This is a genomic window from Bacteroides sp. PHL 2737, from assembly GCF_004115325.2.
GTDB classification, from domain to species: domain Bacteria; phylum Bacteroidota; class Bacteroidia; order Bacteroidales; family Bacteroidaceae; genus Bacteroides; species Bacteroides hominis.
This window is the reverse complement of record NZ_CP040630.1, coordinates 151,808-167,928: the sequence shown is the minus strand read 5'-3', so window position 1 is coordinate 167,928 and position 16,121 is coordinate 151,808. Positions and strand designations below refer to the sequence as shown.

Sequence of the window (16,121 nt, the reverse complement as noted above, 5' to 3'; positions counted from 1 at the left end):
GTATGAAGCTCCGGAACGAATGAAAAAGGATGAATATTCAGGATGTGCCACATATTTGCACTCTTTTCGTTGCTTATTTCAAAATATGTGTTTATATTTGAAATATTCCTTGATACTTAATCCTGATTATGTATGAAAGAACTCCTTATTCTGATTGCCCTTTTTTTCTCTTTTATTCGGCTGTCTGCCCAGTCCGATTCTATCTGGCCTCATGAGAAACTTTATGTCCATACGGACCGTGCCAATTATGAGCGCGGCGACACGGTGCGGTTCCGTGCTTACCTGATGGATACCCGCCTCGAGGCAACGGCTTACAGCCGTTACGTTTATGCCGAACTGTTGGCTGACAGTCAGGTCATCTCCCGTGAGATGGTGAAGGATGATCACGGTGTCTTTTCCGGTTACATCTCTTTGGGTGATACGCTTCGTTCCGGCAATTATACGCTTCGTTTCTATACTCGTCATCTTTCCTCTTTGCCCGATCTCCGTTATTTCTATCGTCAGATTATTGTCGGCGGTCGTCCCTTTCAGGATTACCGCAAGGAGAGTGTGACTCGTATGGCGGCTTCCTATCACGTCTCTTTCTTTCCCGAAGGCGGACATCTTCCCTCGGGTTGTGTCAGTCGTGTCGCTTTCAAGGCTTTGAGTTCTGACGGTTTGGGGACAGATGTTCAAGGCTTTGTGCTCAATCAGCGTGGAGATACCGTCACCACACTGAGTTCGGTTCATCGGGGTATGGGCTTTTTCAATCTTGAACCGATTCCCGATGATAGTTATACAGCGGTATGTCGTAATCGTGAGGGTAAAGAGTTACGTTTCGCCCTTCCGAAGGTTGAACCGGTTTCTGCGGTAGCCCTCCGTGTCGATATTCGTAAGGATGACTTTTGGGTGCGTCTGAATTCAGGTACTGTCGTGTCTTCGGGTTATTCCCTTCGTGTCGAATATCGGGATAGTGTTCTTTTACATGCGGCTTTTTCCGGCTCCACCCCATTGCGTGTACCTCGCTCTCCGCTGCCTCCGGGTGTACTCCGTTTTGTTTTGTTGGATGGTTCGGGCGTCCCCTTAAGCGGCCGTACCGCTTTCAATTGGAACCCTTCCGTGCGTGCTGATGTTGATTTCTCCGCTTGCCTGAAAGAGGATAAAGGACGTTCATTTTGGGATATTACTATGGGGCTTCGTGATACTTCCGGTGAGCCGTTGAGCGGTACACTCTCTGTTTCAGTTACCGACGACCGTTATGCTCTTCAAGATACCACGGTCAATATTCTTTCCTCTTTTCTTCTGAGTTCCGATCTTCAGGGATATGTTGAGGATCCCTCTTTCTATTTTTCCAGTGATGACTCCCGTACCTCGTATCTGTTGGACTTGTTGATGCTGACTCAGGGTTGGGTGAAATACAGCCTTGTTCCGTCCCGCAGTACCTTTTTGGTAGAGAGTAGTCAGTGCATTAGTGGCAAGGTGGTTTCCGAATATTCCGAGAAGAAGTGCATCCCTGATGCGGTTGTCACTTTATTCTCTTTCGATAAAACGGTTATGCTTCAGACGAGGAGTGACGCTTCGGGCTGTTTCCGTTTCGACAGTCTTTCTTTTCCTCAAGGTACGCATTTCATTCTTCAGGCGCGTAAGGAAAAAGGGGGTACGGGTGTGGCGCTGTTAGTCGACCGGGATTCCATTCCGCCTGTGCATTCTTCTCTTCCCATTTATGCAGATTGGTTTCGTGCGGAGATGGACGAGCCGATTGTTGCCGAGCAATCCGGTGATGATCCTTCTCCGGCAAGCGTGGATATGTTTCAGCGGTCTTCTACCGATCCTTTTTCTATGGAGCAATATTTAGACGAAGTTGTTGTTTCCACCCAGAAGATTGAGAAAAAGAAACGGTATGCAATCGAGTCTTTAATGGCTCACTCCGATTGGAATAAAACTTATCATGTGGACGAAATGACCCTTTCACCTTATTCATCTATCAAAGATTTATTGATTAATACTCCCGGAGTGGGGCGGGCAGTCGATTCACAGGCAGGAGATTTCTTTTATATAACACGGTTATGCATGGGGATGAATTCTACTCCTCCTCCGGCTCTATTGATGGTAGATGGACTGGAAACTTCTTATTCCGAACTTGTTGCTATTCCTGTATCCATTGTCGAATCCGTCGAGTTGGTAAAAGATGCTGCCCAAATGGCATATATTGGATCTAAGGCATCGAATGGCGCTATTCTGATTAGTACAAAATCGGGTTTAGGTACTATTGGTAAGAAAGCATCTAATTTTAGGATGATTCGTCCCATGGGGTATCAGCTGAAACGTGAATTTTATTCGCCTTTCTACCCTATCGTGCAGAAGTCGGCAAATAACAGTGAAAATAATTGCAAAACGATATATTGGCTTCCTGCTCTTCCGTTAAATAAAACCGGCTCCCAGTTGGAATTCAGTGATCCGGGACAAAGCTGGTTAACTTTTGTTGTTCAGGGTATCGCTTCAAATGGTCAGTTGGTCAGTTTGATACGTTCTTTAAAAAAAGAATAGTGGTGCGGTAGCATTATTTCTTTGGGTAATGTCCGGAAGAATCGATTGAACTGTCATTCCGGATATTTATTGCTGTTTCCGAAGATGCATATTTATATAGATTCTTTTTCGCAGTCTGCATAATTGAGTATCTTTGTTGCCTCAATTCCCTTATTTATAGAAAGAAGTGATTTCAGTAGAAGGATTAACAGTAGAATTTAACGCCACACCATTGTTTGAGGACGTTAGTTATGTCATCAATAAGAAAGACCGCATAGCCCTGGTGGGTAAAAACGGTGCAGGAAAATCAACGATGTTAAAGATCCTGGCCGGACTGCAAAGTCCGACACGGGGTGTTATAGCTATTCCGCGTGATGTAACGATCGGCTATCTGCCGCAGGTGATGATTCTCGCCGATAACCACACTGTGATGGAAGAGGCAGAACTGGCATTTGAACATATTTTCGAGCTTCAAGCCGATTTGGAGAGGATGAATCAGGAGTTAGCCGACCGCACTGACTATGATTCGGAAGAGTATCATAAACTTATTGACCGTTTTACGCACGAGAACGACCGTTTTCTAATGATGGGAGGGACTAACTTTCATGCAGAGATAGAACGTACCCTCTTAGGATTGGGCTTCAGTCGGGATGACTTTAATCGTCCTACCAGTGAATTTTCCGGTGGATGGCGTATGCGGATCGAGTTGGCAAAACTTTTGCTCCGCAAACCGGATGTACTGCTGCTCGATGAACCTACCAATCATTTGGATATTGAGAGTATCCAATGGCTGGAGAATTTTTTATCTACCCGTGCCAATGCGGTAGTACTGGTCAGCCACGACCGGGCTTTCCTGAATAATGTAACTACCCGTACCATCGAAATAACCTGTGGACAGATATATGATTACAAGGTGAAGTACGATGAGTTTATTGTTCTGCGTCAGGAGCGTCGTGAACAGCAGCTGCGCGCTTACGAGAATCAGCAGAAGCAGATTGAAGATACAGAGGCTTTCATTGAGCGTTTCCGATATAAAGCAACTAAGGCCGTACAGGTTCAGAGTCGTATGAAGCAGCTGGAAAAGATAGAGCGGATCGAAGTGGACGAAGTGGATAACTCAGCGTTGAGGCTTAAGTTTGTCTGCTCCAGCCGTAGTGGCAACTATCCTGTGATCTGCGAAGATGTGAAAAAAGCTTACGGATCGCATGTTGTCTTCCATGATGTCAATCTGACCATCAATCGTGGTGAGAAGGTTGCTTTTGTGGGAAAGAACGGCGAAGGTAAGTCTACCCTTGTGAAATGTATCATGAGCGAGATTGATTATGAAGGCAAGCTTACCTTGGGACATAATGTACAGATAGGTTATTTTGCACAGAATCAGGCACAGATGCTTGACGAGAACCTGACTGTTTTCGATACGATCGACCGGGTGGCAGTGGGAGATATCCGTCTCAAAATACGCGATATACTGGGAGCCTTCATGTTTGGTGGTGAAGCCTCGGATAAGAAGGTAAAAGTGCTTTCGGGAGGTGAGCGCACCCGGCTGGCAATGATAAAATTATTGTTGGAACCTGTGAACTTCCTGATACTCGACGAGCCTACCAATCATTTGGATATGCGTTCGAAGGATGTATTGAAAGAGGCCATACGCGAATTTGACGGTACAGTAATTATTGTCAGTCATGACCGTGATTTCCTGGACGGACTTGCGACTAAAGTATATGAGTTCGGTGGTGGTGTAGTGAAAGAGCACTTGGGAGGTATCTATGATTTCCTTCAAAAGAAAAAAATAGAGAACCTGAACGAACTTCAGAAAAACAATCCTTTGTCTGCCTCACCTACAAGCGGTAAGAAAGAGGAAGGAGCTGAAGAGGGGCTATCCGAAAATAAACTGTCCTACGAAGCACAGAAAGAATTTAATAAGAAGATAAAGAAACTGGAGCGCCAGGTGGCAGACTGTGAAGCTGCCATCGAACAAACAGAATCGGCTATAGCTATCCTTGAAGAGAAGATGGCTACCCCCGATGGTGCTTCGGATATGTCACTTTACGAACAACACCAGAAGTTGAAACAACAACTTGACCACACGGTGGAAGAGTGGGAACGTGTTTCAATGGAGCTGGAGGAGATGAATGAAAAATAATAGTTTTTTAAGTGTATGAAAGTAATTAAGTATTTACCAATCCTTGCAATCTGTTGTATGGCAACAGGATGCAACAGTAAGAAAGAGGCCGTACTTACGTCCGGCATTGACCTTGCCAACCTTGACACAACTGCCCTGCCGGGCACCAGTTTCTATCAGTACGCTTGTGGCGGATGGATGAAAAACCATCCTCTGACAGACGAATATTCGCGTTTCGGTTCGTTTGATATGCTTGCCGAGAACAATCGTCGGCAATTGCGCGGGCTGATTGAAGGTTTGGCAGCGGGCAAACACGAAGCGGGCAGCATTGCACAGAAAGTAGGTGAACTTTATAATATTGCTATGGACAGCGTAAAGCTGAATAAGGAAGGCGTTGCTCCCATTAAACCCGAACTGGATAAAATAGGTGCTATCAAAAGTAAAACTGAGATTTATCCGTTGATCGTGGAAATGCAAAAGAATGGTATGTATCCCTATTTTATTTTTTATGTCAGCGCTGATGACATGAATAGCAATGAAAACATGGTACACACCATGCAGGGAGGCCTGGGTATGGGCGAACGGGATTATTATCTGGAGAATGATGCACAGACAAAAGAGATCCGTGATAAATATCAGCAGCATGTAGGTAAGATGTTCCGATTGGCAGGATATGATGAGACTACTGCCGGAAAAGCAGTGAAAGCTGTAATGAACATTGAAACCCGCCTGGCCCGGTCGGCACGTTCACAAGTAGAATTACGCGATCCGCATGCCAACTATAACAAGAAGACTTTGGAAACATTGCAAAAAGAATATCCCTCTTTCGCATGGGATGTATTTTTCTCGACTGCCGGACTGAATAACTTGAAAGAGATTAATATTGGGCAGCCTGATGCAATGAAAGAAGTGAATGCCATTATCGATACAGTACCGCTTGAGGACCAGATTCTGTACTTGCAGTGGAATCTGATCAATTCGGCCGCCAATTACCTGAGTGATGACTTCGTGGCTCAGAATTTTGACTTCTATGGTCGTACCATGTCGGGTAAGAAAGAAATGCAACCTCGTTGGAAGCGTGCTGTCAGCACAGTTGACAGTTCATTGGGCGAAGCTGTCGGACAGATGTATGTGGAGAAGTACTTCCCTGCTGCGGCCAAAGAAAGAATGGTGGCTCTGGTCAAGAATCTGCAAGAATCTCTGGGCGAACGTATCAGGGAACTGAGCTGGATGGGAGAAGAGACTAAAGAAAAGGCCATGGAAAAACTGGCAACTTTCCATGTAAAGATCGGATATCCGGATAAATGGAAAGACTACTCTTCACTTGAGATAAAGGATGATTCGTATTGGGCTAATATTGAGCGCGCCAGTCAGTGGGGCTACAATGAAATGATTGCCAAATACGGTAAGCCGGTAGATAAAGAGGAGTGGCACATGACTCCGCAGACAGTAAATGCATATTACAATCCGACGACGAATGAAATATGTTTCCCGGCCGGAATACTTCAATATCCTTTCTTTGATATGAATGCGGACGATGCTTTCAATTATGGAGCGATTGGTGTAGTTATCGGACATGAGATGACTCATGGATTTGATGATCAGGGCCGTCAGTATGATAAGGATGGTAACTTGAAAGACTGGTGGACGGCAGAGGATGCCAAGAACTTTGAAGCACGTGCAGCAGTGATGGTTAACTTCTTCGACAGCATTGAAGTAGCTCCCGGGGTTCATGCCAACGGAGAGTTTACTTTGGGTGAAAATATTGCCGATCACGGTGGACTTCAAGTGTCTTACCAGGCATTCAAAAAAGCAACGGCGGCTGCACCTTTGAAAAATGAAAATGGATTTACACCCGAACAACGTTTCTTCCTGTCTTACGCAAATGTGTGGGCTGGTAATATCCGTCCGGAAGAAATCCTGAAACTTACGAAGATTGATCCGCACTCATTAGGCAAATGGCGTGTAGATGGCGCACTACCTCAGATTGGTGCATGGTACGAGGCTTTCAATATTACTGAAAAAGATCCGATGTACTTGCCAGTGGATAAACGGGTATCTATTTGGTAATAGATTGTTGCAAATAAACTGATAATAAGAAAGGCGCTGACTCATTTAATTGTGAGTCAGCGCTTTTTTATTATTAATTCACACCTTATTTATAACGTGTGATAAACAATATTTTGTAACTTTGCGCACCAAATACTTAATAAGCAAATCAATGTCTGAGTCTAAAAGAATAAAAACCGCACTGGTATCGGTTTATCACAAAGAAGGTTTGGATGAAATCATTACCAAACTGCACGAAGAAGGAGTGGAGTTCTTATCAACGGGAGGAACTCGTCAGTTTATCGAATCACTGGGCTATCCCTGTAAGGCTGTCGAAGATTTGACTTCGTACCCTTCGATTTTGGGTGGCAGAGTGAAGACGCTGCATCCGAAGATTTTCGGAGGTATTCTTTGCCGTCGCGGACTGGAACAAGACATCCAGCAGATTGAAAAATATGAAATTCCTGAAATAGATCTTGTCATTGTAGATCTTTATCCATTTGAGGCTACGGTTGCTTCAGGTGCCGATGAAGCTGCTATTATCGAGAAAATTGATATAGGCGGAATCTCTTTGATTCGTGCCGCTGCTAAAAATTACAACGATGTGATTATTGTTGCTTCTCAGGCCCAGTATAAACCATTGCTCGATATGTTGATGGAGCATGGAGCTACTTCTTCCCTTGAAGAACGCCGCTGGATGGCAAAAGAGGCATTTGCAGTTTCATCACATTATGATTCGGCTATTTTCAATTACTTTGATGCCGAGGAGGGATCTGCTTTCCGTTGTTCTGCAAACAGCCAGAAGGCGCTGCGTTATGGTGAAAATCCGCATCAGAAAGGATATTTCTATGGAAACCTGGACGAGATGTTCGACCAGATTCATGGAAAAGAAATTTCTTACAACAATCTGCTCGACATTAATGCTGCTGTAGACTTGATTGATGAATTTGATGACGTTACATTTGCTATTCTGAAGCATAACAATGCTTGCGGACTGGCTTCCCGCCCGACTGTGCTTGAGGCATGGAAAGATGCTTTGGCCGGTGATCCGGTTTCTGCGTTTGGCGGCGTATTGATCACGAATGCCGTTATTGATAAAGAGACTGCGGAAGAGATTAATAAAATCTTCTTTGAAGTAGTGATTGCTCCTGATTATGATGTAGATGCACTTGAAATTCTTGGGCAGAAAAAGAACCGTATTATTTTGGTTCGTAAAGAAGCCAAATTGCCGAGAAAGCAATTCCGCTCTTTGCTCAATGGTGTACTGGTTCAGGATAGAGACTTGAATATTGAAACAACAGCAGACCTTAAAACGGTAACTGATAAAATTCCTACTCCCGAAGAGGTCGAAGATCTGTTGTTTGCTAATAAGATAGTGAAAAACAGTAAATCGAATGCCATCGTACTGGCAAAAGGTAAACAATTACTGGCAAGCGGTGTAGGACAGACTTCGCGTGTGGATGCATTGAAGCAGGCTATCGAGAAGGCTAAGTCATTTGGATTTGACCTGCAGGGGGCAGTGATGGCGTCGGATGCTTTCTTCCCTTTCCCCGACTGTGTGGAAATTGCGGATAAAGAAGGTGTGACAGCTGTTATTCAGCCGGGAGGTTCGGTGAAAGACCAGTTGACATTTGACTATTGCAACGAACATGGCATGGCAATGGTGACAACGGGTATCCGCCACTTTAAGCACTAATTAAAAACTTGTTGTATGCCGGACAACCCGTTAGGACACACTGGCATATCGACGCATTAGAAATTTATTCATTATGGGATTATTCTCTTTTACACAAGAAATAGCAATGGACCTCGGTACGGCCAATACTATCATAATTACCGGTGGTAAGATTGTAGTAGATGAGCCTTCGGTGGTGGCCCTTGACCGTCGGACAGACAAGATGATTGCTGTGGGGGAAAAGGCAAAACTGATGCACGAAAAGACCCACGAGAATATTCGTACCATCCGTCCGCTACGTGACGGAGTGATTGCCGACTTCTATGCTTGCGAGCAGATGATGCGCGGATTAATCAAACAGGTAAATACTCGCAACCGTCTTTTTTCTCCGTCGCTTCGTATGGTGATCGGAGTGCCTTCGGGTAGTACGGAAGTTGAACTTCGTGCTGTTCGTGACTCTGCCGAACATGCCGGTGGACGTGATGTTTATCTGGTATTTGAACCTATGGCCGCAGCTATTGGCATTGGTATCGATGTAGAGGCACCGGAAGGAAATATGATTGTCGATATAGGTGGTGGTTCTACCGAGATTGCCGTAATTTCATTGGGAGGTATTGTTTCGAATAACTCTATCCGCATTGCAGGTGACGATCTGACAGCAGATATTCAGGAATATATGAGCCGCCAACATAACGTTAAAGTCAGTGAACGTATGGCCGAGCGTATTAAAATCAATGTAGGTGCTGCTTTGACCGAACTGGGTGAGGATGCTCCGGAAGATTATATTGTTCACGGACCGAACCGTATTACTGCGCTTCCGATGGAAGTGCCGGTATGTTATCAGGAAGTAGCACACTGCCTTGAGAAATCAATTTCAAAAATTGAAACGGCTATTTTGAGCGCGTTGGAGAATACGCCTCCTGAACTGTATGCTGATATTGTACACAATGGAATCTATCTGGCCGGTGGTGGAGCGCTGCTTCGTGGCTTGGACAAACGTCTGACTGATAAGATTAATATTCCTTTCCACATTGCGGAAGATCCGTTGCATGCAGTGGCTAAAGGTACAGGTGTTGCATTGAAGAATGTAGACCGTTTCTCATTCTTGATGAGATAAATAATTAACTACGAATTACGAGCTATAAGTTACTGGCAGTGCATAAATGTAGCTGCATATACTTGTAGCTCGTAGTTCGTAGCTTGTAACTTATATGTCTTTATGCGGAATTTACTGAACTTTCTCTTGAAATATAATCACTGGTTCCTCTTCATTTTATTGGAGGTGATCAGTTTTGTTTTGTTATTTCGCTTTAATCACTATCAACACAGTGTTTATTTCAGTTCGGCTAATGCGGTTGCCGGCAAAGTGTATGAAGTATCCGGAGGGATTACTTCTTATTTCCATTTAAAATCGGTCAATGAAGATTTGCTGGATCGCATTATGGAACTGGAACAACAGAATCACAATCTGGAGGATGCTCTGGGAAGGCATTTATCAGACTCTACCGAATTAAATAGTATCCGCAATTTACCTAATACGGATTATCAGGTTTTTAAGGCGCGGGTCATCAATAACAGTCTCAATCTGGTAGATAATTACATCACTTTAAATCGTGGATCGAAAGATGGGATCCGTCCGGAAATGGGAGTTGTCGACGGAAACGGAGTCGTTGGTATCGTATACGATACTTCTTCTCATTATTCTCGGGTCATTTCGGTGCTGAACAGCAAGTCCAGTATTAGTTGTAAAATTGTGGGTAGTGAATATTTTGGTTATCTGAAATGGGAGTATGGAGATTCCCGATATGCTTATTTGAAAGATTTACCCCGTCATGCAGAGTTCAACTTAGGGGATACAGTGGTAACCAGTGGTTATTCTACCGTTTTTCCTGAAGGGATCATGATTGGTACTGTAGATGATATGGCCGATTCGAATGACGGGCTCTCTTATTTGTTGAAAGTAAAGCTGGCAACGGATTTTGGTAAAGTGAGTGAAGTGCGTGTGATTGCAAGGACCGGCCAGCATGAACAAAAAGAATTGGAACAAAAGAGTTTGGCGCAATGATTATCAACTATATACATAGAATAGGATGGTTTGTCGGTCTGATCTTGCTTCAGGTACTGATCCTGAATAATGTGCATATTGCCGGTGTGGCTACTCCTTTTTTATATGTCTACTTTATTTTAAAGTTTAATTCCGGTACTTCCCGAAACGAATTGATGTTATGGGGCTTTTGCATAGGTCTTGCCATTGATATCTTTTCTAACACATCGGGTATGAATGCGGCGGCGACAGTGTTACTGGCTTTTCTACGTCCGTTGTTTCTCCGTTTGTTTACTCCCCGCGATACTTTGGACAGCATTGTACCTTCGTTGAAAAGTATGGGGATTGCTTCTTTTCTCAAATATCTGGTGGTGAGTGTCTTTGTACATCATCTTATGTTGCTTACTCTTGAGTTCTTCTCATTTACCAGCATACCGTTATTGCTGTTAAGGGTGGTGTCGAGCACCATTTTGACTATAACTTGTATTATGGCTGTTGAAGGAGTGAGGAGATAGATATGGCAAAAGATTATGTGCTGGAGAAACGAAAATATGTGATCGGTGGAGTAGCGCTGGCTATTGTCCTGATCTACTTAGTGCGTTTATTTTCACTCCAGATAGCTACGGATGACTATAAGAAGAATGCCGACAGTAATGCTTTCTTAAATAAAATTCAGTATCCGTCACGTGGGGCGATGTACGATCGGAATGATAAATTGTTGGTGTTTAATCAGCCTGCTTATGATATTACAATGGTTCCAAAGGAAGTTGAGAACCTTGACACACTTGATTTGTGTCAGACGCTGAATATCACCCGTGCGCAGTTCCTGAGAATTATGAGTGATATGAAAGACCGCCGTAGAAATCCGGGATATTCACGTTATACTAATCAGGTATTTATGTCTCAGCTTTCGGCAGAAGAGTGTGGGGTGTTTCAGGAGAAACTATTTAAATTCCGGGGATTCTATATACAGCGTCGCACCATTCGACAATATAGTTATAACTCTGCTGCCCATGTGCTTGGTGATATCGGTGAGGTATCAATGAAAGACATAGAAAATGATGATTACTACATCCGTGGCGACTATATCGGTAAGCAAGGCATTGAAAAATCGTATGAATCTTTTTTGCGTGGTGAAAAGGGAGTGGAAGTATTGTTGCGTGATGCTCATGGGCGCATACAGGGGCATTATATGGATGGGAAGTATGATAAACGTCCGGTACCCGGGAAGAATCTGAAACTCGGAATTGATATTGATCTCCAGATGTTGGGAGAGCGTTTATTGAAAAACAAAATCGGTAGTATTGTAGCTATTGAGCCGGAAACGGGGGAAATACTTTGTATGGTTTCCTCGCCTGATTTTGATCCGAGACTGATGATTGGGCGTCAGCGTGGAAAGAATCACCTCATGCTTCAGAGAGATCCGATGAAACCTTTGCTAAACCGTTCGATTATGGGGGTATATCCTCCGGGATCAACGTTTAAGACAGCACAAGCACTGACTTTCTTACAGGAAGGAATTATTCAGACCAATACGCCGGCCTTTCCTTGTGCTCATGGATTCAATTACGGAAGCCTGCATGTAGGTTGCCATGCCCATGGTTCACCGCTGCCATTGATACCGGCCATTGCTACTTCATGTAACTCTTATTTTTGCTGGGGATTGTTCCGGATGTTTGGTGATCGGAAGTATGGCTCCTCGCAAAATGCCATTACTGTTTGGAAAGATCACATGGTTTCTCAAGGTTTTGGTTATAAACTTGGAGTAGACTTGCCGGGGGAGAAGCGCGGATTGATCCCTAATGCTCAGTTTTATGATAAAGCTTATCGTGGACGCTGGAATGGATTGACGGTAATCAGTATTGCCATCGGTCAGGGAGAGATTCTGGCAACTCCGCTGCAGATAGCCAATCTGGGTGCTACTATTGCCAATCGGGGACATTTTATCACTCCGCATATTGTGAAAGAAATACAAGACGAACAGCTTGACAGTATCTATCGGGTGCCCAGAAAGACCTCTATCGACCGAAAACATTATGAAGATGTGGTGACCGGTATGCGGGCTGCGGTTACGGGAGGAACTTGCCGGGTGGCTGGGGCCATTTTGCCGGATGTTGAAGTGTGTGGTAAGACCGGTACGGCGCAGAATCGTGGTCATGACCATTCTGTCTTTATGGGATTTGCTCCGATGAATAATCCCAAGATAGCCATTGCTGTATATGTTGAGAACGGTGGCTTTGGTGCGGTTTACGGAGTACCTATCGGGGCACTGATGATGGAACAATATTTAAAAGGAAAGCTGTCCCCCGAGAACGAGATACGTGCAGAAGAATATAGTAATAGAGTGATTATGTATGGAAACGAGGAGCGTTAGTTTATGGAAAACATTGGATTGGGTAACGATCGGTATTTACCTGCTCCTTATTATCGGCGGATGGTTCAGTGTGTGTGGAGCCAGTTATGATTATGGTGATCGTGACTTTCTGGATTTTTCTACCCGCGCCGGTAGGCAGTTTGTGTGGATTATCTGTTCTTTCGGGCTTGGCTTCATTCTTTTGATGCTTGAAGAACGGATGTACGATATGTTTGCATACCTTGTATATATAGGTCTGATTCTTCTGTTGATAGTGACTATCTTTATCGCACCTGATACAAAAGGCTCCCGTTCCTGGTTAATATTAGGTCCGGTCAGTCTCCAGCCGGCGGAATTCGCAAAGTTTGCAACGGCTTTGGCATTGGCGAAGTTTATGAATGCCTATTCTTTTAATATAAAGAAGTGGAAATGCTTTTTGCCTTTGGTTGCTTTTATTCTGTTGCCGATGTTGCTGATCGTGTTGCAGAAAGAAACCGGTTCGGCATTGGTCTATCTTGCTTTTTTCTTGATGCTGTATCGCGAAGGTATGCCCGGGGTTGTTTTGTTTTCAGGGGTATGTGCAGTAGTATATTTTGTGGTAGGTATTCGTTTTGATCAGGTGTTTATTGCCGACACACCTACACCGATCGGAGAATTTGCTGTTTTGATGATGATACTTTTGTTTGCAGGTTCCATGGTTTGGGTGTATAGAAAGAAATGGGAGCCTGTGCGGAATATTATAGGTGGTAGTTTGCTTGCATTGTCGATTGCCTATCTTGTTTCTGAGTATCTTGTTCCTTTTAATCTGGTTTGGGTAGAGTGGGGACTTTGTGTGGTGGTTATCTGCTATCTGCTTTACTTGTCTCTGAGCGAGCGGCAACGTGCTTATCTCCTGATAGCATTGTTTGCTTTGGGATCTATTGGTTTTCTCTACTCAAGCGATTATGTTTTCGACAATATCCTTGAACCTCATCAGCAGATTCGTATAAAGGTAGTGTTGGGAATGGAAGAGGATCTGGCTGGTGCCGGTTATAATGTTAACCAGTCTAAGATAGCGATTGGTTCTGGAGGATTGACCGGCAAGGGCTTTCTGAACGGTACGCAAACGAAGTTGAAATATGTGCCTGAACAAGATACAGACTTTATTTTCTGTACTGTAGGCGAAGAACAGGGATTTGTTGGTTCAGCTGCTGTCCTTTTACTTTTCCTGGCATTGATACTGCGTCTTATAGCGGTATCGGAGCGGCAGACCTCAACTTTTGGACGGGTTTATGGCTATTCGGTCGTGAGTATCTTCCTTTTCCATTTATTTATTAATGTCGGAATGGTGCTTGGTCTGACTCCTGTGATTGGTATTCCGTTACCTTTTTTTAGTTATGGGGGGTCGTCCTTATGGGGATTTACTATTCTGCTCTTTATTTTTCTGCGTATTGATGCAGGACGTAGCAGGAGGTTATAAGTGCTCGATTTTCAGTCCCACATCAATGATTCCGGTTATTTGTTCATCTTTCATTCCGTGTACAACTTTAAAAGTATAGTTACCGGGATGCTTGATGGAGCAGTCTTTTAAGGGAAGAGCCGATTGGTAAAGACTTCCCCAGCCGGTTCCTTTCCATTTACCTTCTTGGTCAGTCAGAGTAAACTTCAGAGTGTCTGTTTTCCATACAGTTGAATCTTCCAGATTGTAACTGATAAGGATGTCCAGATTCTGATAAGGATAATTACTGCTGTTGCGTACACCGGCAGACAATCGCAGATTGATCAGGGAGTCATTCAAAGGGACATTGAAAAAGAGTGTATCACTCTTTTTCCATCCACCTTGAGGGGTGGATTGATATGAGTGATACACAGTGTTATCGTCACATGCAGTCAGTATCCATGTCATGAGAAGCATGCAGATGCTATTCTTGAGCAGGTTTTTCATTTCCCTGGGGTTTCTCGGTGCGTTTAGGTTGTTCGTTGTTACGTGGTCCGCGGGGTTCGCGTGGAGGGCGCTGCTCACGGGGTTCATTCTTACGTGTTTCCCGATTTTCATTATTGCGCGGTTCACGAGCCTCATTATTTTTGCGCGGCTGATTGTTGCTGCGGTTATTGTTTTTGGGGCGTTCTCCTCGTGTGCGTTGTTGCCCTTGTACCGGTTGAGCTCCACTGTTCTCTTTGTTTTCTATAGCCGTCGGCGATGGGTTTTGTGTTTCAGCATTGGCGGCTTGTTGCGGACGGTTGTTATTGTTCTTTTTCTTCTTTTTGCGGTTTCCGTTTCCACCTTCTTCTTTTCCATTTCCATCTTTTCCGTTACGGCGACGGTCACGGTCAAAACGTGTCAGACTTTCTTGTTCCAACAGGTCAGTCGGCTTTTTAGGTTCCGGTTTGCGTTCAGCTTCCAATAGACTATCCGGTTTGATGCCCCTTTTGTTCAGTCCTATCACTTCGAATGCCCGTTTCCCGCTGATAGTGACTAAGTTTGCGGCGAAATTCTTGTCTGTTGAATACGAAATCTGGTTGCTGAGAATATCTGCTTTGAAGAAATAATAGGTTCCGTCTTTAGTTTCCAGTTCAATCTCTCTTGAAGGCAGGCGCTTCTGCGCTTCTACATAGCAATCTACTTCGTAGTTCAGGCAACATTTTAACTTAGCACACTGTCCTGCCAGTTTTTGAGGATTGAGTGAAATGTCCTGATACCTTGCTGCGCTGGTCGATACAGACACAAAACTTGTCATCCAGGTGGCGCAACACAATTCACGTCCGCAAGGACCGATACCTCCGATGCGCCCTGCCTCCTGGCGCGCACCGATCTGTTTCATTTCGATACGTACTCTGAAAGCTTCAGCCAACACTTTAATTAACTGCCGAAAGTCGACGCGTTCGTCAGCGATGTAGTAGAAGATAGCTTTGTTGCCGTCTCCCTGATATTCTACGTCGCCAATTTTCATGTCCAAATTCAGGCTGGCCGCTATCTGACGCGCACGAATCATTGTGGCGTGTTCTTTGGCTTTGGCTTCTTCATATTTCTCCATATCCACAGCTTTGGCTTTGCGGTAGATACGTTTGATTTCAGCATCTTGTTTAAAGTTTGCCTTTTTCATCTGGAGCGGCACTAATCGTCCCGTCAGGGTAACGGTGCCGATGTCATGTCCCGGTGTAGCTTCTACGGCTACGATGTCTCCCTTCTCTAATTTGATCTTGTTGCTGTTTCGGTAGTATCCCTTGCGGGTGTTCTTGAACTGAACCTCTACCATGTCACTCTCCTCCGCATTGCCCGGTATGTCGGCCAGCCAATCGTAGGTATTTAGTTTTTTATCTTGTCGGGAACAGCTCTTACAGCAAAGGCCTCCGCTCCCATTATGCAGTTTAAATTCCATATACTTTATTTTAA

At 44.3% G+C, this 16,121-nt stretch carries 11 protein-coding genes; 9 read left to right on the top strand and 2 right to left on the bottom strand.

The genetic code is table 11. The features are described 5' to 3' along the window. Window positions 1–132: 132 nt before the first annotated feature. From DBK98_RS00715 to rodA, 9 genes are all read left to right on the top strand, one after another. Entirely contained in the window at window positions 133–2,526 is a 2,394-nt protein-coding gene (locus DBK98_RS00715; protein ID WP_032535408.1) for a TonB-dependent receptor plug domain-containing protein, read from the top strand. A 166-nt stretch (window positions 2,527–2,692) separates the two neighbouring features. After that, window positions 2,693–4,648, top strand: a complete 1,956-nt coding sequence (locus DBK98_RS00710; protein ID WP_032535407.1) for an ABC-F family ATP-binding cassette domain-containing protein — start codon at window positions 2,693–2,695, stop codon at window positions 4,646–4,648. 15 nt (window positions 4,649–4,663) lie between these two features. Next, window positions 4,664–6,697: a M13 family metallopeptidase gene (locus DBK98_RS00705; protein WP_005810940.1), complete on the top strand. Its 2,034-nt coding sequence runs from the start codon at window positions 4,664–4,666 to the stop codon at window positions 6,695–6,697. A 151-nt stretch (window positions 6,698–6,848) separates the two neighbouring features. Then, the gene (gene purH, locus DBK98_RS00700) at window positions 6,849–8,372 is read left to right on the top strand and encodes a bifunctional phosphoribosylaminoimidazolecarboxamide formyltransferase/IMP cyclohydrolase (RefSeq protein ID WP_005810937.1); all 1,524 of its coding nucleotides are present in this window, start codon (window positions 6,849–6,851) and stop codon (window positions 8,370–8,372) included. Window positions 8,373–8,445: 73 nt separating this feature from the next. After that, entirely contained in the window at window positions 8,446–9,468 is a 1,023-nt protein-coding gene (locus DBK98_RS00695) for a rod shape-determining protein (RefSeq protein WP_005792050.1), read from the top strand. A gap of 102 nt (window positions 9,469–9,570) precedes the next feature. Continuing rightward, a complete protein-coding gene (gene mreC, locus DBK98_RS00690; protein ID WP_005783073.1) occupies window positions 9,571–10,416 on the top strand; it encodes a rod shape-determining protein MreC in 846 nt (281 codons plus the stop codon). Further along, window positions 10,413–10,910, top strand: a complete 498-nt coding sequence (gene mreD, locus DBK98_RS00685) for a rod shape-determining protein MreD (RefSeq protein ID WP_032535406.1) — start codon at window positions 10,413–10,415, stop codon at window positions 10,908–10,910. Before mreC ends, mreD begins: the two co-directional genes overlap by 4 nt. A 2-nt stretch (window positions 10,911–10,912) precedes the next feature. Next, window positions 10,913–12,769, top strand: a complete 1,857-nt coding sequence (gene mrdA, locus DBK98_RS00680) for a penicillin-binding protein 2 (RefSeq protein WP_032535405.1) — start codon at window positions 10,913–10,915, stop codon at window positions 12,767–12,769. After that, complete coding sequence (gene rodA, locus DBK98_RS00675; protein WP_022011752.1) at window positions 12,750–14,207, top strand: rod shape-determining protein RodA; 1,458 nt, start codon at window positions 12,750–12,752, stop codon at window positions 14,205–14,207. The genes mrdA and rodA overlap by 20 nt, the downstream gene beginning before the upstream one ends. On the opposite strand, the gene gldH is transcribed toward rodA, so the two are convergent. Continuing rightward, window positions 14,202–14,672 (bottom strand): gliding motility lipoprotein GldH, encoded by a 471-nt coding sequence (gldH, locus tag DBK98_RS00670; RefSeq protein WP_005783084.1) that lies wholly within the window; start codon window positions 14,670–14,672, stop codon window positions 14,202–14,204. The two genes, rodA and gldH, sit on opposite strands and share 6 nt — an antisense overlap. After that, window positions 14,650–16,107: a regulatory iron-sulfur-containing complex subunit RicT gene (ricT, locus tag DBK98_RS00665; RefSeq protein WP_005810923.1), complete on the bottom strand. Its 1,458-nt coding sequence runs from the start codon at window positions 16,105–16,107 to the stop codon at window positions 14,650–14,652. Before ricT ends, gldH begins: the two co-directional genes overlap by 23 nt. Window positions 16,108–16,121 lie beyond the last annotated feature (14 nt).

Coding starts and splice junctions, on each gene's coding strand:
- DBK98_RS00715 (WP_032535408.1), top strand. CDS start 133: ATGAAAGAACTCCTTATTCTGATTGCCCTTTTTTTCTCTTTTATTCGG.
- DBK98_RS00705 (WP_005810940.1), top strand. CDS start 4,664: ATGAAAGTAATTAAGTATTTACCAATCCTTGCAATCTGTTGTATGGCA.
- purH (WP_005810937.1), top strand. CDS start 6,849: ATGTCTGAGTCTAAAAGAATAAAAACCGCACTGGTATCGGTTTATCAC.
- DBK98_RS00695 (WP_005792050.1), top strand. CDS start 8,446: ATGGGATTATTCTCTTTTACACAAGAAATAGCAATGGACCTCGGTACG.
- mreC (WP_005783073.1), top strand. CDS start 9,571: ATGCGGAATTTACTGAACTTTCTCTTGAAATATAATCACTGGTTCCTC.
- mreD (WP_032535406.1), top strand. CDS start 10,413: ATGATTATCAACTATATACATAGAATAGGATGGTTTGTCGGTCTGATC.
- mrdA (WP_032535405.1), top strand. CDS start 10,913: ATGGCAAAAGATTATGTGCTGGAGAAACGAAAATATGTGATCGGTGGA.
- rodA (WP_022011752.1), top strand. CDS start 12,750: ATGGAAACGAGGAGCGTTAGTTTATGGAAAACATTGGATTGGGTAACG.
- gldH (WP_005783084.1), bottom strand. CDS start 14,672: ATGAAAAACCTGCTCAAGAATAGCATCTGCATGCTTCTCATGACATGG.
- ricT (WP_005810923.1), bottom strand. CDS start 16,107: ATGGAATTTAAACTGCATAATGGGAGCGGAGGCCTTTGCTGTAAGAGC.